Source organism: Streptomyces sp. NPDC094143 (genome assembly GCF_040303825.1).
Taxonomy (GTDB): Bacteria; Actinomycetota; Actinomycetes; order Streptomycetales; family Streptomycetaceae; genus Streptomyces.
The window spans coordinates 33,969-56,792 of sequence record NZ_JBEOTZ010000026.1; the positions used below are offsets into that span (position 1 = coordinate 33,969).

At 72.2% G+C, this 22,824-nt stretch carries 19 protein-coding genes and 1 pseudogene; 7 read left to right on the forward strand and 13 right to left on the reverse strand.

Annotated elements, in window-relative coordinates; all coding sequences use genetic code 11:
- Positions 1-301 precede the first annotated feature (301 nt).
- Positions 302-1,087, forward strand: coding sequence for a helix-turn-helix transcriptional regulator (locus tag ABTZ58_RS28150; protein ID WP_351362401.1), 786 nt, complete (start codon positions 302-304; stop codon positions 1,085-1,087).
- On the opposite strand, the gene ABTZ58_RS28155 is transcribed toward ABTZ58_RS28150, so the two are convergent.
- Positions 1,061-2,281 (reverse strand): MFS transporter, encoded by a 1,221-nt coding sequence (locus tag ABTZ58_RS28155; protein WP_351362404.1) that lies wholly within the window; start codon positions 2,279-2,281, stop codon positions 1,061-1,063. The two genes, ABTZ58_RS28150 and ABTZ58_RS28155, sit on opposite strands and share 27 nt — an antisense overlap.
- A gap of 17 nt (positions 2,282-2,298) precedes the next feature.
- Between ABTZ58_RS28155 and ABTZ58_RS28160 the strand changes: the two genes are divergently transcribed.
- Positions 2,299-2,877, forward strand: a complete 579-nt coding sequence (locus tag ABTZ58_RS28160; RefSeq protein WP_351362407.1) for a helix-turn-helix domain-containing protein — start codon at positions 2,299-2,301, stop codon at positions 2,875-2,877.
- 37 nt (positions 2,878-2,914) lie between these two features.
- A pseudogene (locus tag ABTZ58_RS28165) lies at positions 2,915-3,643 on the forward strand (DNA-formamidopyrimidine glycosylase family protein).
- An 80-nt stretch (positions 3,644-3,723) separates the two neighbouring features.
- On the opposite strand, the gene ABTZ58_RS28170 reads toward ABTZ58_RS28165, so the two are convergent.
- The 3 genes from ABTZ58_RS28170 to ABTZ58_RS28180 form a co-directional block, all read right to left on the reverse strand.
- On the reverse strand, positions 3,724-4,629 hold the full coding sequence (locus tag ABTZ58_RS28170) for a DMT family transporter (protein ID WP_502996142.1): 906 nt from the start codon (positions 4,627-4,629) through the stop codon (positions 3,724-3,726).
- A 106-nt stretch (positions 4,630-4,735) separates the two neighbouring features.
- Positions 4,736-5,608 (reverse strand): acyl-CoA thioesterase, encoded by an 873-nt coding sequence (locus ABTZ58_RS28175; RefSeq protein ID WP_351362410.1) that lies wholly within the window; start codon positions 5,606-5,608, stop codon positions 4,736-4,738.
- Between the two features lie 36 nt (positions 5,609-5,644).
- Positions 5,645-8,158 carry a DEAD/DEAH box helicase gene (locus ABTZ58_RS28180; RefSeq protein WP_351362412.1) on the reverse strand — a complete coding sequence of 838 codons (2,514 nt, stop codon included), beginning with the start codon at positions 8,156-8,158 and terminating at the stop codon, positions 5,645-5,647.
- 145 nt (positions 8,159-8,303) lie between these two features.
- On the opposite strand from ABTZ58_RS28180, the gene ABTZ58_RS28185 reads away from it, so the two are divergent.
- A complete protein-coding gene (locus tag ABTZ58_RS28185) occupies positions 8,304-9,098 on the forward strand; it encodes a metal-dependent hydrolase (protein ID WP_351362415.1) in 795 nt (264 codons plus the stop codon).
- 42 nt (positions 9,099-9,140) lie between these two features.
- Here ABTZ58_RS28185 and ABTZ58_RS28190 read toward each other — a convergent pair whose 3' ends face one another.
- From ABTZ58_RS28190 to ABTZ58_RS28205, 4 genes are all read right to left on the reverse strand, one after another.
- Positions 9,141-9,386 (reverse strand): type B 50S ribosomal protein L31, encoded by a 246-nt coding sequence (locus ABTZ58_RS28190; RefSeq protein WP_309094679.1) that lies wholly within the window; start codon positions 9,384-9,386, stop codon positions 9,141-9,143.
- A gap of 61 nt (positions 9,387-9,447) precedes the next feature.
- Positions 9,448-9,918, reverse strand: a complete 471-nt coding sequence (locus tag ABTZ58_RS28195; RefSeq protein WP_309094680.1) for a DUF5709 domain-containing protein — start codon at positions 9,916-9,918, stop codon at positions 9,448-9,450.
- Positions 9,919-10,105: 187 nt separating this feature from the next.
- A complete protein-coding gene (locus tag ABTZ58_RS28200) occupies positions 10,106-11,887 on the reverse strand; it encodes an ABC transporter ATP-binding protein (RefSeq protein ID WP_351362418.1) in 1,782 nt (593 codons plus the stop codon).
- Positions 11,884-13,689 carry an ABC transporter ATP-binding protein gene (locus ABTZ58_RS28205; protein WP_351362421.1) on the reverse strand — a complete coding sequence of 602 codons (1,806 nt, stop codon included), beginning with the start codon at positions 13,687-13,689 and terminating at the stop codon, positions 11,884-11,886. The genes ABTZ58_RS28200 and ABTZ58_RS28205 overlap by 4 nt, the downstream gene beginning before the upstream one ends.
- Before the next feature lie 224 nt (positions 13,690-13,913).
- On the opposite strand from ABTZ58_RS28205, the gene ABTZ58_RS28210 reads away from it, so the two are divergent.
- A complete protein-coding gene (locus tag ABTZ58_RS28210) occupies positions 13,914-15,497 on the forward strand; it encodes a peptide-N4-asparagine amidase (protein WP_351362424.1) in 1,584 nt (527 codons plus the stop codon).
- 115 nt (positions 15,498-15,612) lie between these two features.
- Here the strand turns inward: ABTZ58_RS28210 and ABTZ58_RS28215 are convergent, their stop codons facing one another.
- Complete coding sequence (locus tag ABTZ58_RS28215) at positions 15,613-16,062, reverse strand: MarR family winged helix-turn-helix transcriptional regulator (RefSeq protein WP_351362428.1); 450 nt, start codon at positions 16,060-16,062, stop codon at positions 15,613-15,615.
- 87 nt (positions 16,063-16,149) lie between these two features.
- On the opposite strand from ABTZ58_RS28215, the gene ABTZ58_RS28220 reads away from it, so the two are divergent.
- Both ABTZ58_RS28220 and mltG read left to right on the forward strand, forming a co-directional pair.
- On the forward strand, positions 16,150-17,952 hold the full coding sequence (locus ABTZ58_RS28220) for an ABC transporter ATP-binding protein (protein WP_351362431.1): 1,803 nt from the start codon (positions 16,150-16,152) through the stop codon (positions 17,950-17,952).
- A 43-nt stretch (positions 17,953-17,995) separates the two neighbouring features.
- On the forward strand, positions 17,996-18,838 hold the full coding sequence (gene mltG, locus ABTZ58_RS28225; protein ID WP_351362434.1) for an endolytic transglycosylase MltG: 843 nt from the start codon (positions 17,996-17,998) through the stop codon (positions 18,836-18,838).
- A gap of 67 nt (positions 18,839-18,905) precedes the next feature.
- Here the strand turns inward: mltG and ABTZ58_RS28230 are convergent, their stop codons facing one another.
- The 4 genes from ABTZ58_RS28230 to ABTZ58_RS28245 all read right to left on the reverse strand — a co-directional run bounded on the left by ABTZ58_RS28230 (position 18,906) and on the right by ABTZ58_RS28245 (position 22,702).
- Positions 18,906-19,982, reverse strand: a complete 1,077-nt coding sequence (locus ABTZ58_RS28230; RefSeq protein ID WP_351362437.1) for an NAD(P)-binding domain-containing protein — start codon at positions 19,980-19,982, stop codon at positions 18,906-18,908.
- 38 nt (positions 19,983-20,020) lie between these two features.
- Positions 20,021-21,049 (reverse strand): ABC transporter substrate-binding protein, encoded by a 1,029-nt coding sequence (locus ABTZ58_RS28235; RefSeq protein WP_351362440.1) that lies wholly within the window; start codon positions 21,047-21,049, stop codon positions 20,021-20,023.
- Between the two features lie 70 nt (positions 21,050-21,119).
- Positions 21,120-21,860, reverse strand: a complete 741-nt coding sequence (locus tag ABTZ58_RS28240; RefSeq protein ID WP_351362443.1) for an ABC transporter ATP-binding protein — start codon at positions 21,858-21,860, stop codon at positions 21,120-21,122.
- A complete protein-coding gene (locus ABTZ58_RS28245; RefSeq protein WP_351362446.1) occupies positions 21,833-22,702 on the reverse strand; it encodes an ABC transporter permease in 870 nt (289 codons plus the stop codon). Before ABTZ58_RS28245 ends, ABTZ58_RS28240 begins: the two co-directional genes overlap by 28 nt.
- Between the last annotated feature and the right edge of the window lie 122 nt (positions 22,703-22,824).

A 22,824-nucleotide genomic window follows, 5' to 3' on the forward strand; every position in this document is an offset into this window, starting at 1 on the left:
ATGAAGTCTTCCTGAGAAAGCTCGGCACTGGCAGGGCGAATTCCGGACATCCCTCGTTTCGTCCGCAGGACGGCCTTGTTTGCGCGAGTCAGTTCGCTACACTGGCAGATTACGTGTGAACTGGTGCGTCAAGGGTGCCGCACATAATTTTTCAGGGGAGGCGGCATTGTCTTTCGAGCAAGTGGCGGCGTACGAGTTTTCCCAAGCGGCACACAGAAATGGGTCACCCGCCCGATTTTTCTCTCGTGAGGGCCTGCGGCCGGTACTCGCCGCCGCGGAGTCCGGAGACGACGCGGAATCCGTGATCTCCCAGATCATCAGCGCGAACCGCAAAGTCGTACACGATCAGAGCCGGCTGCTTGAGGCGCTGGAGTCCGCCCTTTCGGACCTGTTGCGTTCCGCGGCGACCCGGCCCGTGGACGCCTCGGAGGAGCCGGAATGCCGGGTCGTGGAGTGCGTCTTCGGCGGCGACACCCCGCCGCCGGCGGCCACGGAGGTCCTCCTCTGCCTCGACCCGATGGATCTGGAGGAGGACCGTTTCAGCGCACTGCTGCGGTATGCCCGGGAAGCGTCCGCCCGAGGTGTTGGAATCCGCTGCATCTGCGCCGAGTCGATGGTGAATGTCCCGGGTGGGCGATCACATATCCAGGATCTTCAGGAGGCGGGAGCGGAAATCAGGGTGACTGTCCTGTTACCGTTCCGGCTGCTCCTCGTCGACAGTCGCATCGCTTATGTGTATGTGGCCGACCGGGATGGCCGCATGCCGCGTCTGGAGATCACGAATGCGGGCACGTGTCAATTCGTGCACCAGGTATTCGACTACTGCTGGCTGGCAAAGACTTCCTCAAGAATCATCGAAGAAGATTCCATTCCGCTGAATTTCTCCGAGCGTGAGCTGATCATTCTGCGCATGCTCGCGAACGGCATGAAGGACGAGGCCATGGCGCGCGCCCTGGGCGTGTCCACGCGTACGCTCCGGCGGGCCATTACGGACATGATGGGAAAACTCGGCGTCAGCAGCCGGTTCCAAATGGGGGCACGGGCCGAGGAATACCGTCTCCTATGGTCCTCCGTCCCCTGCAGGTGACATCGCCGCGAGGGCGGCACCGGCCGCGACCAGTGCGGCCAGCACCAGGAACGCTCCGGGGTAGCTGCTCAGTCCGGCGGCGAGCAGGGCTCCCGCCGCCGGTGCCACGGCCAGTGCCGTACCGGCGGGGGCCGTGGCGAACGCGTTGAGCGTCGCGTAGCGTCTGACGCCCCATCGGTCGCTGACCGCCGTGGCCTGCAGTAGGGTGAACATGCCCCGGACCGCCCCCGCCGCCATGGCCGCCACGCACAGCAGGGGCGCCGGGCCGGGCACGAGCGCGAGGAAGGCGATCGCGAGCGCGCCGGCCGTCAGCAGCAGGGTCATCCGGTGGTGCGTGCTGGTCCTCCGGGTCAGCGCCGGATAGCCGAGCCGGCCGAGGATCTGCCCCGTGCCGCACAGGGCGATCGCGCCGGCCGCGATATCGGTGCCGAAGCCCCTCTCGGCCAGGAACGGCACCAGGTTGAGCGTCGTCGCGTAGAGGCTGAGCGCCGCCAGGGCGAGGGCCGCCGCCAGCAGGGCGAACTCCCGGCTGAGCACCACGGGCCGGACGTCGGAGAAGGCCGTGCCCGGCCGCGGTCCCTCGGCGCCCGGCCAGGGTGCCCGCAGGCAGAACAGGTGCAGCGGCGTGGCGGTGACCAGCAGGACCGCCCCGAGCAGCAGGAACGTGGCACGCCAGTCCAGATAGGCCAGCAGCAGCGCCGTGACCGGTGCGAAGACCACACTGGCCAGCCCACCCGCCAGGGACAGCAGGGTCAGGGGGCGCAGCCGGCGCGGGCCGTACCACCGGGTGAGCGCGGCGAAGGCCGGGGGATAGAGCGCCGCCGCCTGAGCCGTCCCGGCGAGGACCCAGGCGGCTGTGAACCAGGCCAGTCCCGGCGCGGTCGCCACCGCGACCAGGGAGAGGCAGCCCAGCACGGATCCCGCGCTCATCACCCAGCGGGGACCGTACCGGTCGAGCAGGCGCCCCACCGGGATGCCGGCCACTGCACTGGCGATCAGGCCGACGGAGAAGGCGCACATGGTCGCCGTCACCGACCAGCCGGTGTCGCCCGTGATGTTCGTCAGGCTCACCGGGAACGCGTAGTACAGCGTCCCCCAGCTCACGATCTCCGTGACCGACAGTGCGACCAGGGCCCGGCGCAACGCCGGATCGGTCCGCGGCTCCTCCCTGTGTTTCTCTATAGAGAAAATCACATCGCTATAGTACTACGATGGTCGCTCTCGCAACACTAGGCAGCCGGATCCAGGAACTGCGCCTGAGCCAGTCGATGACCCTTCAGGACCTCGCCGATCGCGCGGCCGTGAGCGTCAGCATGCTCTCCTCTGTGGAACGGGGCCGGAAGGCGCCCACGGTCGTGGTGCTGTCCCGTATCGCCGAGGGGCTCGGCGTCACCGCCGCGCATCTGCTGACCGAACTCGCGCCGGTGCGGGTGCGCCGCGCCGCCGAGCAGGACGTCGTGGAGGAACCCGGCGGCTGGCGGCGCACGATCCTGAGCCCCGTCGTCCCCGGCGTGAACTTCGAGTGGATCCGGTCCGTCCTGCCGCCGCACTGCGACGCCGGGGAGTACCCCGCGTACGCCCCCGGCTCCCACGAGTTCGTCTTCGTCGAGTCAGGGGTCCTGCGGCTGACCGTCGGCGAGACGGTCACCGAACTCGGCGCGGGCGATTCCGCCTACTTCGCCGCGGACGCGGTACACGGTTACGTGAACCCGGGCGGGACGCCCTGTGTCTACTACGTCGCCGCCCTGATCATGCGCTCCCGGGGCCGCGGCGGGCGCACGAGCCCCTGACGGCGCGCGCCACCGGCCGGAGGAAGGGCGTCGTGCCATGCCCGAGCTGCCATAGGTCGAGGGATTCCGGCAGGTGCTGGAGTCCTGCGCGACGGGCCGGCTCGTCCGCCGCGTCGACGTGCGGGACCCGGGTGTCCTGTACGGCGTCGACGCGCCGGGGCTGCGCGACGCGCTGGCGGGACGGCGGTTCGGCTCACCCCGGCGGCAGGGCAAGTGGCTGCTCGCCCCCACCGGCGGCCCCACCCTCGCCCTGCACTTCGCCATGACCGGCAGCCTCGTCTGCGGCCGCGCCGACGACACCGTCGAAGCCCATGACCGCGTCCTGTTCACCCTGGGCGCCGGCCGGCCGCTGCGCTTCCGGGACCAGCGCGAACTCCAGGGACTTCGGCTCGCCCACGCCCGGGCGGAGTTCGACCGTGTGCCCGGGGACCGCCGCGGCCGGCTCAAGACGGCGCTCACCGACCAGTCCGTCCTCGCCGGCCTCGGCAACCTGCTCGCCGACGAGATCCTGTGGCGCGCCCGGCTGCGTCCCGACCTCCCGGCGCACGATCTCACCGAGGCCGACCGCCGGCGCCTGTACCGGGAGATGCGGCGGACGCTGCGCGCCTCCGTCCCCACCGGCCGCGTCCCGCCGCGCGACTCCTGGCTCACCGGCCGCCGCGACGACCGCGGTCCGAGGTGTCCGCGCTGCGGCACCGCCCTGCACCGCTCCCGGATCGCGGGCCGCGGCACGGTGTGGTGCCCGCGCTGCCAGCCGGACGACTGACCCGCACCGCCGTCACCCGAAGGGTCTTGTCACCCGAAGGGCGTCGTCACCCGAGGGGCGTCCGACCGGCGGTCCGCCGATCAGGGCGCGTCCACCGTCCGGCGTTCCTCGTCCGGTGCCACCAGCGACTGGGTGAGCGGAATGCGCGCCAGGGCGAGGACCCCCGCGGCGATCAGTGCCACACCGAACAGCTGGGGCAGCAGCCACCACCCGGAGCGGACCGTCTCCTCGTACAGCAGGATGCCGAGCGCGAGGCTCACCAGCGCGTCCCCGAGGGTGAGCGCCGGCTGCGAGGCGACCAGCGGACCGGCCTGCATGGCGTTCTCCAGCAGGAACAGCGCGCACACCCCGGTCACGGCGAAGGCATACGTCTGCCAGGCGGTGAGGAAGCCGGCCAGCCCCTGCTTGTCGAGGATGTGCGTGGCCGCCTTCATCAGGGCAGCGGTCACCGCGTAGCTGATCGCCGTCGCCGCACCGAGGCAAGCCGCCCGGGCACGGCCCTCCGGGCGCTTCAGAGCCGCGAGGGCGAGACCGGCGACGGCACCCGCGCACACGGCGAGCGCGGGGATCCAGCGGTCCAGCTGCACGTGGGTGCGGTTGCCGGACGGGGAGGCCGCGGCGAGCGCGACCGCCAGCCCCGCCACCACCACCGTCACAGCCAGCCAGCCAGAACCCGGCAGCCGCCGGTGCATCAGAAGGGAGGCGACGACCAACGTGAGCGGCAGCTCCAGCACGAACACCGGCTGCACGATCGTCAGTGGCCCGGTCGCCAGCGCCAGCGCCTGGCAGACGGCGGCGCCGATCACCGCGAGGATGCCGGCCAGCCAGACCGGCCGGCGCAGCAGATCGAGCATCAGCCCGGCCCGCAGGCCCTCGGAGCGCGGCACGGACAACGCCGCCTTGCGCTGCAACACCGTCGCGACGGCGTTGCTGAGGGCCGCGCAGACCGCGAACAGCACGGGGAGCACGGGGAGCAGCGTGGACACCTCCCGGATCGGCGGACGTGTGACGCCGGCTGGGCCGCCTCCTGCCATGGTCACCGGATCGGGGCACTGGCGCGATCGGAGCCGTCCGGCCGGAGCACGCCGCAGGTCAGCCCAGCTTCCGGAAGAGCCCCTCCTGCACGACCGAGACCACCAGCCGGCCGTCCCGGTCGTAGATACGCCCGCGGGCCAGACCGCGGCCGCCGACCGCGATGGGGGACTCCTGGTCGTACAGCAGCCAGTCGTCCGCGCGGAAGGGGCGGTGGAACCACATGGCGTGGTCCAGCGACGCCATGTCGAAGCCCCGCGGCCCCCACAGCGGCTCGACCGGGATGCGGACGGCGTCCAGCAGGGTCATGTCGCTGGCGTAGGTCAGGGCGCAGGTGTGCACGAGCGGGTCGTCGCCGAGGGGCCCGACGGCGCGCATCCACACGGCGCTGCGCGGCTCGGCGTCGCGGACCTCCTCGGCGCTCCAGCGCAGCCGGTCCACGTACCGGATGTCGAACGGCTGGCGGCGGGCCATCCGCTCCAGCTGCTCGGGCAGCGCGCCCAGGTGCTGGCGGATCTCGTCCGTGACCGTGGGCAGGGACTCGGGGTCGGGAACCTCGCGGGCCGGGGGCAGCTGGTGCTCGAAGCCGCCGTCCTCCGGCTTGTGGAAGGAGGCGGTGAGGTTGAAGATCGTGCGGCCCTGCTGCACGGCCGTGACCCGCCGGGTGGTGAAGGAACGCCCGTCGCGCACGTGCTCCACCTGGTAGACGATCGGCACGCCCGGGCGGCCGGGGCGCAGGAAGTAGGCGTGCAGCGAGTGCACGGGCCGGTCACCCTCCGTGGTGCGGCCGGCGGCGACCAGCGCCTGGCCCGCCACCTGCCCGCCGAAGACCCGCTGCAGGGACTCCAGCGGGCTGCGGCCACGGAAGATGTCGACCTCGATCTGCTCCAGGTCGAGCAGGTCGACGAGCCTCTCGGCCGGGTTCGTCGTCATGGATGGATTCTCCTGTGCTCGCTGCTGCCCGGCCGGTCACAACTGGCCGACGTCGGTGACGCGCACGACCGCGCGGCCCTCCGCGTCCGAGGCGGCGAGGTCGATCTCCGCGCTGATGCCCCAGTCGTGGTCGCCGTTCGGGTCGTGGAAGATCTGCCGGACCCGCCACAACCCGTTGCGCGGCTCCTCCTCGATGAGCAGCAGCTTGGGGCCGCGGGCGTCGGGGCCGGTGCCGAGGTCGTCGTACTCGTCCCAGTACTTGTCCATCGCCTCGCCCCAGGCGTCGGCGTCCCAGCCGGACTCGGCGTCCATCTCGCCCAGTTCCTCGACCTGGTCCAGGGCGGCCAGTTCGACGCGGCGGAACATGGCGTTGCGGACCAGGACGCGGAAGGCGCGCGCGTTGGCGGTGACCGGCTTGACCTCGTCGGCCTTCTCCTGGGCCTCCTCGGCTGTCATCTCCTCCGGGTTGGCCAGCTGCTCCCACTCGTCGAGCAGGCTGGAGTCGACCTGGCGCACCATCTCGCCCAGCCACTCGATCAGGTCCTGCAGGTCCTCGGACTTCAGGTCGTCGGGGACGGTGTGGTCGAGGGCCTTGTAGGCGCTGGCGAGGTAGCGCAGCACGATGCCCTCGGTGCGGGCCAGCTCGTAGTGGGACACCAACTCGGTGAAGGACAGCGCCCGTTCGTACATGTCGCGGATGACCGACTTCGGCGACAGCGGATGGTCGCCGACCCAGGGGTGGCTCTTGCGGTACGTGTTGTACGCGTGGAAGAGCAGCTCCTCCAGGGGCTTGGGGTAGGTGATGTCCTGGAGGCGCTCCATGCGCTCCTCGTACTCGACGCCGTCGGCCTTCATCTGGGCCACGGCCTCGCCGCGCGCCTTGTTCTGCTGGGCGGCGAGGATCTGCCGGGGGTCGTCCAGGGTCGACTCCACGACGGACACCATGTCGAGCGCGTACGACGGCGACTCGGGGTCGAGCAGTTCGAACGCGGCGAGGGCGAACGTGGACAGCGGCTGGTTGAGGGCGAAGTCCTGCTGGAGGTCGACGGTGAGCCGGACGATCCGGCCGGTCGGGTCCGGCTCGTCGAGCTTCTCGACGATGCCGCCGTCCAGCAGCGAGCGGTAGATGGCGATGGCCCGGCGGATGTGCCGCAGTTGCTGCCTGCGCGGCTCGTGGTTGTCCTCCAGCAGGCGGCGCATCGCCTCGAAGGCGTTGCCGGGCCGGGCGATCACCGACAGCAGCATCGTGTGCGTCACCCGGAACCGGGAGGCCAGCGGCTCCGGTTCGGAGACGATGAGCTTCTCGAAGGTCTGCTCCGACCAGGCGACGAACCCCTCCGGGGCCTTCTTGCGGACGACCTTGCGGCGCTTCTTGGGGTCGTCGCCGGCCTTGGCGAGGGCCTTCTCGTTCTCGACGACGTGCTCGGGGGCCTGCGCGACGACGAAGCCCTCCGTGTCGAAGCCGGCCCGGCCGGCCCGGCCCGCGATCTGGTGGAACTCCCGGGCCCGCAGGGTGCGCACGCGGGTGCCGTCGTACTTGGTCAGGGCCGTGAACAGCACGGTGCGGATGGGCACGTTGACGCCGACGCCGAGGGTGTCGGTGCCGCAGATGACCTTCAGCAGTCCGGCCTGCGCGAGCTTCTCCACCAGGCGGCGGTACTTGGGCAGCATGCCCGCGTGGTGGACGCCGATGCCGTGCCGGACGTAGCGGGAGAGGTTGCGGCCGAACTTGGTGGTGAAGCGGAAGTTGCCGATCAGGTCGGCGATCTGCTCCTTCTCCTCCTTCGAGCACATGTTGATGCTCATCAGCGCCTGTGCCCGCTCCACCGCCTGTGCCTGCGTGAAGTGCACGATGTAGACGGGAGCCTGCCGGGCCTGGAGCAGGTCGGTCAGCGTCTCCGTGAGCGGTGTGTAGCGGTACTCGTAGGACAGCGGGACCGGGCGGGTCGCCGAGCGGACCACCGCCGTCGGGCGGCCGGTGCGGCGGGTGAGGTCCTTCTCGAAGAAGGAGACGTCGCCGAGCGTCGCCGACATCAGCACGAACTGTGCCTGCGGCAGCTCCAGGATGGGGATCTGCCAGGCCCAGCCCCGGTCGCCCTCGGCGTAGAAGTGGAACTCGTCCATCACGACCTGGCCGACGTCCGCGTCCTTGCCGTCGCGCAGCGCGATCGAGGCGAGGACCTCGGCGGTGCAGCAGATGACCGGGGCGTCGGCGTTGACCGACGCGTCGCCGGTGAGCATGCCGACGTTCTCCGTGCCGAAGATCTTGCACAGCTCGAAGAACTTCTCCGACACCAGCGCCTTGATCGGAGCCGTGTAGAAGGTGACCTCGTCCCGGGCCAGGGCCGCGAAGTGGGCGCCCGCCGCGATCATGCTCTTGCCGGATCCGGTGGGCGTCGACACGATCACGTTCGCGCCGGAGACCACCTCGATCAGCGCCTCCTCCTGGTGGGAGTAGAGCGTGAGCCCCCGCTCACCGGCCCACGCCTCGAAGGCTTCGTACAGGGCGTCGGGGTCGGCGGTCGGCGGCAGCTGATCGATGAGGGTCACGCCCCCATCTTGCCTGGCCCGGTCCCCGATGCGGGAATCGGCTGCGGTCCGGAAGATCACGAACGCTACGCTGAGGCGCCGACGACGCGTCAGCGCTCCCGGTCAACTGGACAGCGGCACACGAGGAATGGGGCGGGCAACGGCCATGATGGGACCAGCACACTCACTGTCGGGCGCCGCCGCCTGGCTCGGCGTCGGTGCGGCCGCGGCCGCCGCCGGGCAGCCGATGCCCTGGCCGGTCCTCCTCGTCGGCGCCCTGATCTGCGCCGGAGCCGCCCTCGCCCCGGACCTGGACCACAAGGCCGCCACCATCTCCCGGTCCTTCGGGCCGCTGTCGCGCTGGCTGTGCGAGATCGTCGACAAGCTGTCGTACGCCGTCTACAAGGCCACGAAGAAGCAGGGCGACCCGCGCCGCTCCGGCGGGCACCGCACGCTCACGCACACCTGGCTGTGGGCGGTGCTGATCGGCGTGGGCACCTCGTTCGTGGCGATCAGCAGTGACCGCTGGGGCGTGCTCGCCATCCTCTTCGTGCACCTGGTCCTGGCCATCGAGGGCCTGCTGTGGCGGGCGACCCGCGGCTCCAGCGCCGACGTCCTGGTGTGGCTGCTGGCCGCGACCACGGCGTGGATCCTCGCGGGCATGCTCGCCAAGCCGGGCAACGGCGCGGACTGGCTGTTCACGGCGCCGGGCCAGGAGTACCTGTGGCTGGGCCTGCCGGTGGTGCTGGGGGCGATCGTGCACGACATCGGGGACGCGCTGACCGTCTCCGGCTGCCCGATCCTGTGGCCCATCCCGGTCGGGCGCAAGCGCTGGTACCCGGTCGGGCCGCCGAGGTTCATGCGGTTCCGGGCGGGCAGCTGGGTCGAACTCAGGGTGCTGATGCCGGCGTTCATGCTGCTCGGCGGGGTGGGCTGCGCGGCGGCGCTCAACGTGATCTGAGCGCCGTCCACCAGCCGGGCCCGCGGCGCCGGGGGACGGGGCTCAGCCGCTGCCGTACCGCCGCTCGAAGGCCGCGACCCGGCCCTCCGAGTCCACCGTGCGGGCCTTGCCCGTGTAGAAGGGGTGGCTCTCCGAGGAGATCTCCACGTCCACGACCGGGTAGGTCTCGCCGTCGTCCCACTCGATGGTCCGGTCGCTGGTCGCCGTGGACCGGGTGAGGAAGGCGTACCCGGCGGCGCGGTCGCGGAAGACGACGGGGTGGTAGTCGGGGTGCTTGTCCTGCTGCATGGATGCTCCTCGGGCGGCTCGGGTCCGTTCTGCAATCAACGGGTGCGATCAACCGGTGCGATCAACCGGGCAGGGTGTCCTCGTCGACGATGTGGACGGCTGCCTCCTCGGCCGACGCCGCGGCGCCGTCGATGCCCACGTCCGTGGCGACCAGCGCGGGCTCCTCGTCCTCGTGGGCGCCCTCGTCGGGGGCGACGAGCCGGCCGGAGCGGGCGGCGCCGACCTCGTTGTCCAGGAGTTCCCCGTCGCTGCCCGCGCAGTCCCCGAGACCGTCGCCGTCCTGGGCGACGGTGTCGGGCAGTTCCTCGGCGAGCCGCTGGTCCAGCGTCTCGCCCCGCAGCCGCTCGGCCGCCGTCACTCCGAGGTGCTCGACGGCCCACGGCCGCTCCGGCGGGGACCAGCCCCGGTCCAGGGGATCGTCGACGCCGTCGTACTCCAGGGTGTCCTCGGCGTCGAGCAGCCCCGTGTCCTCTCTCTGCTCGTCCTGATCCGGCTGGTAGACGTCGTCTCCCCAGCCGTCGGAGCTGTTCACGGGTACCTCCAGGGGGTGGGGACGGGCCCGCCGTCGGGGCCCGCGCCGGGCCGCCGCCGCACCGCACCGGCGCCGCCCGGGGACCGCTCGCCCGCCGGCTTCCCCGAGCCGGTGCCTGCTTCCAGCCTTCCACCGAGCCTCGGCACCGCGCAACGCCACGACCCCCGGGCGCCCAGCCCCAGCCCGCTCAGCCGTGCCAGGACCGCCACAGCGCCGCGTACGCCCCGTCCGCCGCGACCAGCTCCTCGTGGCTGCCCAGCTCGCTGATCCGGCCGTTCTCGACGACCGCGATGACGTCGGCGTCGTGCGCGGTGTGCAGCCGGTGCGCGATGGCGACCACCGTGCGGCCGTCGAGGACCCGGGCCAGGGACCGCTCCAGGTGGCGGGCGGCGCGCGGGTCGAGCAGGGACGTCGCCTCGTCCAGGACCAGCGTGTGCGGGTCGGCCAGCACCAGGCGCGCCAGGGCGATCTGCTGGGCCTGCGCCGGGGTGAGCGCCAAGCCGCCCGAGCCGACCTCGGTGTCCAGGCCGTCGTCGAGGGCCCGGGCCCAGCCGTCCGCGTCGACCGCGCCGAGCGCCGCCCACAGCTCGGCGTCGACCGCGCCGGTCCGGGCGAGCCGGAGGTTGTCGCGCAGGGAGCCGACGAAGACGTGGTGCTCCTGGTTGACCAGGGCCACGTGCGAGCGGACCCGCTCGGCGGGCATCCGGGACAGCTCGGCGTCGCCCAGCGTGACACGGCCGTTCCTCGGCGCGTAGATCCCGGCGAGCAGCCGTCCCAGGGTGGACTTGCCCGCACCGGAGGGGCCGACCAGGGCCAGCCGGGTGCCGGGCGCGACCTTCAGGGACACCTCGCGCAGGACGTCCACGCCCTCCCGGTAGCCGAAGTGGACCCGGTCCGCGCGCACCTGGCGTCCCTCGGGCACCACCGCGGCGTCCCCGGCGTCCGGCTCGATGTCGCGGACCCCGACGAGCCGGGCCAGCGACACCTGCGCCACCTGCAGCTCGTCGTACCAGCGCAGGATCATGCCGACCGGGTCGACCAGCATCTGCGCGATCAGGGCGCCGGTGGTGAGCTGGCCGACGTCGATCCAGCCCTCCAGGGCGAACACACCGCCGATCAGCAGCACCGAGGCCAGCACGGTCACGTGGGTGACGTTGACGACCGGGAAGAGCACCGACCGCAGCCAGAGCGTGTAGCGCTCCCAGGCCGTCCACTCCCGGATCCGCTGCTCCGACAGCGCGATCCGGCGCTCGCCCAGGCGGTGGGCCTCCACGGTCCGGCCCGCGTCCACGGTCTCGGCGAGGACGGCGGCCACCGCGGCGTACCCGGCGGCCTCCGAGCGGTAGGCGGCCGGCGCCCGCCGGAAGTACCAGCGGCAGCCGACGATCAGCAGCGGCAGCGCGACCAGCACGGCGAGCGCCAGCGGCGGTGCCGTGACGACCAGCCCGCCCATCAGCAGGACCACCCACACCACGCCGATCGACAGCTGCGGCACGGCCTCGCGCATCGCGTTGGCCAGCCGGTCGACGTCCGTGGTGATCCGGGACAGCAGGTCGCCGGTCCCGGCCCGCTCCAGCACGCCCGGCGGCAGCCCGACCGACCGCACGAGGAAGTCCTCGCGCAGGTCGGCCAGCATCCGCTCGCCCAGCATGGCGCCGCGCAGCCGCACCTGACGGACGAACACCGCCTGCACGGCCAGTGCCACCACGAACAGCCCGGCGGTGAGCTCCAGCCGCAGGTCCCGGGCCCCGTCGGACACCCGCTCCACGAGCCCGCCCAGCAGCCACGGACCGGCCATCGAGGCGAGGACGGCCGCCGTGTTGACGGCGATCAGCAGCAGGAACGCCCGGCGGTGGCGCCGCAGCAGTTCGGCCACGTACGCGCGGACGGTCGCCGGGGCACCGACGGGCAGCGTGCTCGCCGTGGTCGGAGCCGCCGGGTCGTACGCCGGGGGCGCGACGCCGATCATGCCTTCTCCTCGATCTCTTCCAGTTCCTGCAGTACGTCCTTCAGGGCGACGGAGCCGTCCAGCGCGGCCTCGTCGTCCGTCTCGCGGGTGACCACGGCCCGGTAGCGCGGCTCGGTGTGCACCAGTTCGCGGTGGGTGCCCACCGCCACGACCTCGCCCTCGTGCAGGAACGCCACCCGGTCGGCGCGGTCCAGCAGCAGGGGCGAGGAGGTGAACACCACGGTCGTGCGTCCGGCACGCACCTCCCGTACGCCCTGGGCGATCCGTGCCTCGGTGTGCGAGTCGACGGCGGAGGTCGGCTCGTCCAGGACGAGCACCTCCGGGTCGGTGATCAGCGACCGGGCGAGCGCGAGCCGCTGCCGCTGGCCGCCGGACAGGGACCGGCCGCGCTCGGTGATCCGCGCGTCCATGGGGTCGGCCGCGTTCAGCGAGCCCTGCACCAGCGCCGCCAGCACGTCGTCGCACTGCGCGGCCGCCAGTGCCGCCTCGGGCGGGACGTCGCCCGAGGCGGGCACGTCGAGCAGCTCGCGCAGTGTGCCCGACAGCAGCACCGGGTCCTTGTCCTGGACGAGGACGGCCGTACGGGCGCTGTCCAGCGGCAGGTCGTCCAGCGGCACCCCGCCCAGCAGCACGGGCACGCCCTCCTGCGAGGGGTGTCCGCCGAGCCGTTCCGCCAGCCGGCCCGCCGCGTCCGGGTCGCCGCAGACCACGGCGGTCAGCAGGCCGGCCCGCGCGAGCAGTCCGGTCCCCGGGTCGTACAGGTCGCCCGAGGGGATCTCGGCGGCGCGCGATCCGGCCGTGTCCGTGGCCCGCTCCAGCGACAGCACGCCCGCGGCCCGCTTGGCCGAGGGCCGGGAGAAGGAGTACGCCATGGCGATCTCCTCGAAGTGCCGCAGGGGATAGGTGAGGACCATCACCGAGCTGTAGACGGTGACCAGTTCACCTACGGTGATCCGGCCCTGGCGGGCCAGCCCCACGCCGTGCCAGACGACGGCGATGAGCAGCAGCCCCGGCAGCAGGACCTGGATCGCGGAGATCAGGGACCACATCCGGGCGCTGCGCACGGCCGCGTGGCGAACCTCCTGGGAGGCGCTGCGGTAGCGGTCGAGGAACAGTTCCTCCCCGCCGATGCCGCGCAGCACGCGCAGGCCGGCGACGGTGTCCGAGGCGAGTTCGGTGGCGCGTCCGGCCTTCTCCCGCTGGACGTCGGCGCGCCGGGTGGCGCGCGGCAGCAGCGGCAGCACGGCGAGTGCCAGCGCGGGCAGGCCCACGGCGACGACCACGCCGAGCGCCGGCTGGTAGACCAGCAGGCCGGCGCAGACCAGCACGATGGTGACGAGGGCCGCGGTGAAGCGGGACAGGGCCTCGACGAACCAGCCGATCTTCTCCACGTCGCCCGTGGACACGGCCACGACCTCACCGGCTGCGACGCGCCGGGTCAGCGCCGGGCCCAACCGGGCGGCCTTGCGGGCGAGGAGCTGCTGGACGCGGGCGGCGGCCGTGATCCAGTTGGTGATGGCGGTGCGGTGCAGGAAGGTGTCCCCGACCGCGTTGCCGACACAGGCCAGCGCCAGCAGGCCGCCCGCCAGCGCCAGGTGGGAGCCGGAGCGGTCGACGACGGCCTGGACGGCGACACCGACGCAGAACGGCAGGGCGGCGACGGAGGCGAAGTGCAGCAGCCCCCAGCCCAGTGACTTGAGCTGACCGCCCAGCTGGTTGCGGAAGAGCCACCACAGGAATCGGGGCCCCGAACGCGCGTCCGGCACGCCCGGGTCGGGATACGGAAGGTCTTGAATCTGCATGACGTCCCAGTGGCTCGTGTCAGGGAGAACGGGGGGTAGGGGGAGTCGGGGTGAGGGGTGCGGGCCGGAGGCAGCAAACCGTGACAGGTTCGCGTCGCCACGTGGTCGGAGGCAACAGGTTTTCCGCCCACCGAACGGAACCGGCCGACACGGGTGGGAACAGGGCGGCCCCGGCGCACCGGTGCGCATTGCGCGGGCGGCGGACTGCCCGTAGAACACCGCACATGAAGAGCCGAATCGTCATGTCCATGCTTGCCGGGGCGACGCTCCTGGCGAGCACCCTCCTCGGGACCGGTCCCGCCCAGGCGGCCGATGTCCCCACCGAGTTCGGCACCGACTGGCACGACCCCGTCACGGCCGCCCCGCCCGTCGAGCGGCCGCCCGGGAAGTCCTGCGACGTCACCCTCGCGCGGGCGCAGTTCCGCGACTTCACCCCCTACCGCGGCACCTACACCCCGCCCCAGGACTGCGGCGACCGCTGGAGCAGGGTGGTGCTGCGGCTCGACGGCAAGGTGAAGGGCCGTCAGTACGACCGGCTCGGCCACGTACGCGTCGGCGGGGTCGAGATCCTCCGCACCTCGACGCCGCAGCCCTCGCCCGACGGCATCGAGTGGTCGGTGGAGAAGGACGTCACGCGCTACGCCGACACCTTCCGCCGGAGCCAGGACGTCGAGATGCTCATCGGGAACGTCGTCGACGACACCTACACGGGCGTGCTCGACGTCGAGGTGACACTGACCTTCCACCCGGGCGTCCCCGGCCCCGCGAACCCCGACCGGGTCCTCACCCTCGACGGCGGCACGACCCTCACCACCCCGCGCAACAGCGAACGCATCGTCGCCGAGGTCTACGCGACCGGCTCCGGCGGCGGCTGCGAGGAGTACTGGTACCTGACCGTGCCCGACCCGGCGCCCTACTCCTGCAAGGCCGGCCGCGTACCCTACCGCGAGGTGCAGATCCGCGTCGACGGCCGGCTGGCGGGCATCGCCACGCCGTTCCCGACCGTGTGGACCGGGGGCTGGTCCAACCCGTTCCTCTGGTACGTGATCCCCGGCCCGCGCGCCTTCGACGTCAAGCCGATCACCTACGACCTCACCCCCTTCGCCGGGGTCCTCAACGACGGCCGCCCGCACCGCGTCGAGGTCTCGGTGGTGGGCGTACCCGAGGGACAGACCGGCTGGAGCACGCCCGTGAAGGTCCTCGTCTGGCAGGACGAGCGGCGCGCGCGGGTCACCGGACAGCTCACCGCGCACCGTGCGGGAGACCTGACCGGCTCCTCCGTCCACACACCCGGTCCGGAACACCGGGTGGACACCGAGGGCGCCCACCGCCTCACCGTCGCCGGTTACGTCGACACCTCGCACGGCCGCGTCCACACCACCGTCGCCCGCGCTCTGGCCCACACCTCCGCGCACCGCTGGACCGACGGCGAGACGAGTGACGCGCTGGAAGCCACGTGGACCGACGCCGAGTCGGTGACGATCGACGGCCGCGCCACGCGCACGTACCGCACCTACACGATGGACGGCACGACCACCCTCGGCGCGGGCGACCGGCTGCGCACCGTCCTGACCCTCGGCGACCGCGCCACGACCGTCGAGACAGATGGCACCCGGCGCACCGCCTGGTCACGGCTCGACGACACCTACTCGGGCGACGCGACCTACACGGCGAACGTGCCCCGCGACCAGCGCCACGCGGTCGGCACCACGAGCGAACGCCACCGCCTGTACGGCTCGCACGGCTGCCACGACCGGACGCTGACCACCGTGCAGGGCGTGCTCACCGAGGACCGCGACCGCTGCTGACGCGAAGGGACCGCAAGCACGCGTCCGGAACCGGCCGGCCGGTTCCGGACGCGTGCCTCGGTCGCCGCCGAGGCGGAACCGGCGGTGGCCCCGGCGGCTGCCGGTACCGCCCGGGTCAGCAGGACTGCACGGGGGCGCCGTCGACGAGGGTGTCCAGCAACTCCCCGAGCGCTTCCCGCTGATCCTCCGTCAGCGGCGCGAGGATCTCCTCCGCCGCCGACCTGCGCGCCGCCCGCAGCTCGCGCAGCGCGGCCCGCCCGTCGTCCGTGAGCTCGATGCGGATCACGCGCCGGTTCGCCGGATCCGGCACCCGCCGCACCTTGCCGCTCGCCTCCAGCCCGTCGACCAGCGATGTCACGGCTCGCGGCACCACCTCCAGGCGCTCGGCCAGGTCGGCCATGCGCGGCGGCGAACCCCAGTGCGCGAGCGTGCGCAGCAGCCGGGACTGCGCCGGCGTGATGCCCAGCTCGCGTTGGGCCAGATGACGCTTCTGGATGCGGTGCACCCGGCGGGTGAGCCGGAGCAACTGCTCGGCGAGCAGGCCGTCGGGATCGGGGGTGGTCATGCGGGAACAATATCAGGATGATGTTCATTGTGAGTGTAGGTAACAATGAGCTACGATCCGACCCGCCGCACCCTCTCGAAGGAGCCCATGCATCCCGACCGTGAAGCCCCCTGGACCCCACCCGCGGGAGCGGAGGAACAGCCCCGGCAGGTCCGCCGCATCCTGCGCCTCTTCCGCCCCTACCGCGGCCGGCTCGCGATCGTCGGCCTGCTGGTCGGCGCCGCGTCGCTGGTCTCGGTCGCCACGCCCTTCCTGCTGAAGGAGATCCTCGACGTCGCCATCCCCGAGGGGCGCACGGGCCTGCTCAGCCTGCTCGCCCTCGGCATGATCCTCAGCGCCGTCCTCACCAGCGTCTTCGGCGTGCTGCAGACCCTGATCTCCACGACGGTGGGCCAGCGCGTCATGCACGACCTGCGCACCGCGGTCTACGGCCGTCTGCAGCGCATGTCCCTGGCGTTCTTCACGCGCACCCGCACCGGTGAGGTGCAGTCCCGCATCGCCAACGACATCGGCGGCATGCAGGCCACCGTCACCTCCACCGCGACCTCGCTCGTCTCCAACGCCACCAGCGTGATCGCCACCATCGTCGCGATGATCGTCCTCGACTGGCGCCTGACCGTCGTGTCGCTGCTGCTGCTCCCGGTGTTCGTGTGGATCAGCCGCCGCGTCGGCAACGAACGCCGGAAGATCACCACCCAGCGTCAGAAGCAGATGGCCGCCATGGCCGCCACGGTCACCGAGTCGCTCTCCGTCAGCGGCATCCTGCTCGGCCGCACGATGGGCCGCTCCGACTCGCTGACGAAGTCCTTCGCCGACGAGTCCGAGGAGCTCGTCGACCTGGAGGTGCGCTCCAACATGGCGGGCCGCTGGCGCATGGCCGTCATCACTATCGTCATGGCCGCCCTGCCCGCCGTCATCTACTGGACCGCCGGCATGGCCTTCCGGCTGGGCGGCCCTCAGGTCTCCATCGGCACGATCGTCGCCTTCGTCTCGCTCCAGCAGGGCCTGTTCCGCCCCGCCGTGAGCCTGCTGTCGACCGGTGTGCAGATCCAGACCTCGCTCGCCCTCTTCCAGCGCATCTTCGAGTACCTCGACCTGCCGATCGACATCACCGAACGCCCGGACCCGGTCCGCCTCGACCGGATCAAGGGAGAGGTCCGCTTCGAGAACGTCTCCTTCGGCTACGACGACAAGGGCGGCCCGGTCCTCGACGGCATCGACCTCACGGTCCCGGCCGGTGGCAGCCTCGCGATCGTCGGCCCCACCGGCGCCGGCAAATCCACGCTCGGTTACCTGGTGCCCCGGCTCTACGACGTCACCGGCGGCCGCGTCACGCTCGACGGGGTCGACGTCCGCGACCTCGACTTCGACACCCTGGCCCGCGCGGTCGGCGTCGTCTCGCAGGAGACGTACCTCTTCCACGCCTCGGTGGCCGACAACCTGCGCTTCGCCAAGCCCCACGCCACCGACGAGGAGCTGCACCGGGCGGCGAAGGCGGCACAGATCCACGATCACATCGCGTCCCTCCCCGACGGGTACGACACCGTCGTCGGCGAACGCGGCCACCGCTTCTCCGGCGGGGAGAAGCAGCGCCTGGCCATCGCCCGCACGATCCTGCGCGACCCGCCGGTCCTCGTCCTCGACGAGGCCACCAGCGCGCTGGACAACCGCACCGAGGCCGCCGTCCAGGACGCCATCGACGCCCTGTCGGCGAACCGCACCACGATCACCATCGCCCACCGGCTGTCCACCGTCCGGGGCGCCGACCAGATCGTCGTCCTCGACGCGGGCCGGGCCGTCGAACGCGGCACGCACGAGGAACTCCTGCGGCAGGACGGCCGTTACGCCGCCCTCGTACGCCGGGACGCCCAACTGGAGCCGACAAGATGAAAATATGCCGGGTTTGTGGCGATATGCGGGTTACCGTGCCCGCATGCAGAAGAACACTCCGCCACGGAGCACGATTCGACTGACGCGCCGGGGCCGTATCGCCCTCGTCGTGACCGGGGCCGTCGTGGTCGGTACCGCCGTGGCGGTGCCGCTGCTGACCCTGCCGCCCGAGGAGGAGAGCCGCCCCACCACCCTGGTGATCCCCGAGGGCTGGCGCGCGAGCCAGGTCTACGCCGCCGTCGACAAGGCCCTCGCCCTGCCCGCCGGAAGCACGAAGAAGTCCCTCGCGAAGGCGATGCTGAAGCTGCCGAACGACGCCGAGGGCAACCCGGAGGGGTACCTCTTCCCGGCCACCTATCCGCTCCCGGAGAAGGCGAAGCCGGAGAAGCTCCTGCAGCTCATGGTCGACACCGCCAACGAGAAGTTCAACGGCGTTCCCATCGCCGCCGGGGCGCAGCGCAACGCCATGAACGTCTACCAGGCCGTCACCATCGCCAGCATCGTCCAGGCGGAGGCCGCCACCCGCGCCGACATGGGCAAGGTCGCCCGGGTGATCTTCAACCGCCTGGAACGCGGCATGCCGCTGCAGATGGACTCCACCCTCAACTACGCCCTGAACCGCTCCACCCTGCGGACCACGGCGAGCGACACCCGGATCAACAGCCCCTACAACTCCTACCAGCGCATGGGCCTGCCGCCCACCCCCATCGACAACCCCGGCGAGGACGCCGTGCGCGCCGCCGTCAACCCGCCCCCGGGCGACTGGCTCTACTTCGTCACGGTCCGCCCGGGCGACACCCGCTTCACCGCCGACTACCGCCAACACACGCGCAACGTGGCGGAGTTCAACGCCCACCGCGCCAAGAGCGCGGAGGCGCGCCCTTGAGGACACGGGGAACCGACGGGCCGGCCGCGGCCGCTCCCGACGCGGCCGGCCGTCTGGTGGGTGAGCCCTAGGCGGCGGCCGGCTCCCGCTCCAGCAGCCGCCTGATGTCGCGCACCGCCGCCCGGCCCGCGCGGTTCGCGCCGATCGTGCTGGCCGAGGGGCCGTAGCCGACGAGGTGGACGCGCGGATCGGCGGCCGCGTGCGTGCCCTCCATGCGGATGCCGCCGCCGGGGCCGCGCAGCCGAAGCGGAGCCAGGTGGTCGATGGCCGGGCGGAAGCCGGTGGCCCACAGGATGACGTCGGCGTCGACGTGCCGACCGTCGTCCCACGCGACTCCGTCCGGGGTGATCCGGTCGAACATCGGCTGCCGGTCCAGCACCCCGTCCGCGATGCCCTGCCGGATCGCGTCGTTCAGCGGCAGCCCCGTCACCGAGACCACGCTGCGGGGCGGCAGCCCCTGCCGTACCCGCTCCTCGACGAGGGCGACGGCCGCCCGGCCCGCGTTCTCGTCGAACGGCCCCTCGCGGAAGACCGGCGGGCGCCGCGTCACCCACGTGGTGGCCGCGGCGTACGGGGCGATCTCCAGCAGATGCTGCGTGCCCGAGGCGCCGCCGCCCACCACCACGACCCGCTGCCCGGCGAACTCCTGCGGGCCGGGGTACTGCGCGGTGTGCAGCTGTCGCCCCGTGAAGGTCTCCTGGCCCGGGTAGCGCGGCCAGAACGGCCGGTCCCAGGTGCCGGTCGCGTTGATCAGCGCCCGTGCCGACCACACCCCGTCCGAGGTCTCCACCAGCAGCCGCCCGCCGGTGCCCTCGCGCACCGCCCGCACGTCGACCGGCCGCCGCACCCTGAGGTCGAAGGCCCGCTCGTAGGAGTCGAAGTACGCGCTGATCACCTCGGCCGACGGCCGCGCCGGGTCCGCGTCCGTGAGCTCCATCCCCGGCAGCGCGTGCATCCCGTGCACCTTGCCGTAGGTCAGCGACGGCCAGCGGAACTGCCAGGCGCCGCCGGGCCCGGGGGAGTGGTCCAGCACGACGAAGTCGCGCTCCGGCTCGAAACCGGATCGCCGCAGGTGATAGGCGCCGGCCAGACCGGCCTGACCCGCGCCTATGACGACCGCCTCGACCTCGCGTGTGTTGTTCACGCTTCTACCAACCGTGCCGAAGGCGAGGATCTTCCCCGCTACGAGGCCTTCGAGGGCCGGGCCGCCGACGTCGACGGCGGCAGGTCGCCGTTGAACCGGGTGTCGGTGAACGCGGCGAAGTCGACCTCGCGCGGGATGAGCTTCAGCGCCGTGAACGTGTCGGCGATCTCCTGCTCGGAGGCGATCAGCGGCTTGTCGACCGCCACCGCGATCCGGGTCGTGTACGTCCGCTTCACCGCCGCCAGGGCCACGTCCTCGGGGAGCCCGGTCTCCTTCGCCCAGACCTTCGCCCACTCCTCCTCGTGGTCGTGGACCCAGGTGTAGGCGCGCCGCAGCCGCTCCAGGTAGTCCTCGACGGCGGTCGCCTTCTTCCCGTCCTTCAGCGCGGCCGGTGCGGCGACCTGGAAGGTGTGCCCGTTGGTCACCCCGTCGCCGTCGGTCAGCACCCGGCCCTGCCCGCCCTTGAGGATCTGCGAGGTGTACGGGTCCCAGACCGCCCACGCGTCGACCTTGCCTGCGGTGAACGCGGCGAGCGCGTCGGCCGGCTGGAGGTACTTGGCCCGGACGTCGCTCAGCTTCAGCCCGGCCTTCTTCAGGGACGCGACCAGCTGGAAGTGCGCGGAGGAGCCCTGCGCGACGGCGACCGAGCGGCCCTTGAGCTGCTCCGGGCGCTTCAGGGGCGAGTCGTCCGGGACGAGGATGGTGTCGCCCTTGGAGGTGCCGTGCCAGGCCGCCACCACCTTGATCTTCGAGCCCGCCCCGGCCGCGAAGACCGGCGGGGTGTTGCCGACGCCGCCGATGTCGACGGCCCCCGCGTTGACGGCCTCCAGCAGGGGCGGACCGGAGGTGAACGTCGACCACTTGATCCGGTAGTCGAGGTCGTCCAGCTCCCCGGCGGCCCGCAGGACGGCCTCCGAGCCGCCCCTCTGATCACCGACGCTGATCGTGACCGAGCCCTGGCCGTCGGTGCCGCCGTCCGACGTACTGGCGGACGAGTTCCCGCCGCAGGCGGTGAGCAGCAGGGCCAGGGGGAGGAGCAGGGCGGCGGGGGGGAGGTGTCGTCGCATGGCGGTTCCGTTCGTGTGAGCCGTAACGGCAGGGGCGTACGGGCGGGTCCTACGGTCGTCGCGGGGAGGGTCAGGCGGTGCCGGCGGCCGTCGCCTCGACACCGAGGCGTCCGAGCAGGCCGGCGCGCAGCGCGGCGAAGCGCGGGTCGGTGATGTCCCGGGGCCGGTCGAGACCGACGCGCTGCTCGTGCGCGATGACACCGCCGTCCATCACCAGGACCCGGTCGGCGAGCAGCACGGCCTCCTCGACGTCATGGGTGACGAGCAGCACCGCGCAGCCCCGGCGCTGCCACAACTCGCCCACCAGCCGCTGGGCCTTGATGCGGGTGAGCGCGTCGAGCGCGCCGAACGGCTCGTCGAGCAGCAGCAGATCGGGCTCGCGCACCAAAGCCCTCGCCAGGGAAGCGCGTTGGGCCTCGCCGCCGGACAGGGTCTTGGGCCAGGCGTCGGAGCGGTGGCCGAGGCCGACCTCGTCCAGGGCCTGCTCGGCTACGGCGCGCTCGGGCTTGCCGGGCAGACCGAGCAGGACGTTGCGCCACACCTTCTTCCACGGCATCAGCCGCGGCGACTGGAAGGCGACGGCCTTGCGGCGCGGCACCAGCACGGTGCCCTCGATCTCGCGGTCGAGCCCGGCGAGGATGCGCAGCAGTGTCGACTTGCCGCAGCCGCTGCGGCCGAGCAGGGCCACGAACTCGCCCGGCCGGACGTCCAGTCGCAGGTCGTCGATGACGGCGCGCCCGTCGAAGGAGCGGGTGAGCCCCTGGACGTGGACCGCCTGCGGGATCACCGGCCGGTGAACGTCGGTCGCCATTGCAGCAGCAGCCTTTCGAGGAAGCGGACGATGAAGTCGGCGAGCAGGCCGAGGAAGGCGTAGACGACCAGGCAGACCACGATCACGTCGGTCCGCAGGAAGTCCCGCGCCTGCACCATGAGGAACCCGATGCCGGAGTCGGCGTTGACCTGCTCGGCGAAGACCAGCGCGAGCCAGGCGATGCCGAGCGAGTAGCGCAGGCCGGTCATCGCGCCGGGCAGTGCCCCCGGCAGCACCACGTGCCGCACGAGTCCCCGGCGTGAGAGCCCCAGCGACTCCCCGGCCTCGATCAACTGGGCGTCCACGCCACGGATCCCGGCGTAGACGTTGAGGTAGAGCGGGAAGGTCACGCCGAGCGTGATGATGGCGACCTTGGGCGCCTCGCCGATGCCGAACCAGATGATGAACAGCGGGATCAGACCCACGAACGGCACGGTCCGCAGCATCTGCACCGGCGCGTCCACGAGGTCCTCGCCGATCCGGAACAGACCGGAGATCAGGGCGAGTCCGGTCCCCACGACCAGGCCCAGCGCGAGCCCGGCGGCGACCCGCTGCAGCGAGGTGGCCATGGCCGCGGGCAGTGAACCGTCCGCCACCAGGTCCCCGGCGACCCGCGCGATGCGGCCGGGCGAGGCGAGGACCTCCGAGGGCAACACGCCGGAACTGCTGAGGAGTTGCCAGAGTGCCAGCAGCAGGACGGGACCGCTGGTGCGGCGCAGCCAGCGGGGGACCCGGGCACGGCGGGAGGAGGCGGGGACCAGGGGCTGAAGGTCGGGACCGGAACCCTCCATAGGCGATATATCGGGTTTCGAAGGGGTGGGCGGGGCATGGCTGATGCTCATGAAGGCTCCACGGGAGGAGAGCGGGGGGCCGAGGTGAGGGCACGCCTCACACGCGCGTCACGCCGAGCGGACCCGGGCCGTACCGGCCGGCGGGCAGGCGCGACGAAGGCGGGAAGGGGCGG

Bases quoted from the DNA above. Each gene is read 5' to 3' on its own strand.
- ABTZ58_RS28220 (WP_351362431.1), top strand. From the start codon at position 16,150: ATGCATCCCGACCGTGAAGCCCCCTGGACCCCACCCGCGGGAGCGGAG.
- ABTZ58_RS28160 (WP_351362407.1), top strand. From the start codon at position 2,299: ATGGTCGCTCTCGCAACACTAGGCAGCCGGATCCAGGAACTGCGCCTG.
- ABTZ58_RS28205 (WP_351362421.1), bottom strand. From the start codon at position 13,689: ATGCAGATTCAAGACCTTCCGTATCCCGACCCGGGCGTGCCGGACGCG.
- ABTZ58_RS28215 (WP_351362428.1), bottom strand. From the start codon at position 16,062: ATGACCACCCCCGATCCCGACGGCCTGCTCGCCGAGCAGTTGCTCCGG.
- ABTZ58_RS28185 (WP_351362415.1), top strand. From the start codon at position 8,304: ATGATGGGACCAGCACACTCACTGTCGGGCGCCGCCGCCTGGCTCGGC.
- ABTZ58_RS28190 (WP_309094679.1), bottom strand. From the start codon at position 9,386: ATGCAGCAGGACAAGCACCCCGACTACCACCCCGTCGTCTTCCGCGAC.
- ABTZ58_RS28240 (WP_351362443.1), bottom strand. From the start codon at position 21,860: ATGGCGACCGACGTTCACCGGCCGGTGATCCCGCAGGCGGTCCACGTC.
- ABTZ58_RS28200 (WP_351362418.1), bottom strand. From the start codon at position 11,887: ATGATCGGCGTCGCGCCCCCGGCGTACGACCCGGCGGCTCCGACCACG.
- mltG (WP_351362434.1), top strand. From the start codon at position 17,996: ATGCAGAAGAACACTCCGCCACGGAGCACGATTCGACTGACGCGCCGG.
- ABTZ58_RS28210 (WP_351362424.1), top strand. From the start codon at position 13,914: ATGAAGAGCCGAATCGTCATGTCCATGCTTGCCGGGGCGACGCTCCTG.
- ABTZ58_RS28175 (WP_351362410.1), bottom strand. From the start codon at position 5,608: ATGACGACGAACCCGGCCGAGAGGCTCGTCGACCTGCTCGACCTGGAG.
- ABTZ58_RS28245 (WP_351362446.1), bottom strand. From the start codon at position 22,702: ATGAGCATCAGCCATGCCCCGCCCACCCCTTCGAAACCCGATATATCG.
- ABTZ58_RS28235 (WP_351362440.1), bottom strand. From the start codon at position 21,049: ATGCGACGACACCTCCCCCCCGCCGCCCTGCTCCTCCCCCTGGCCCTG.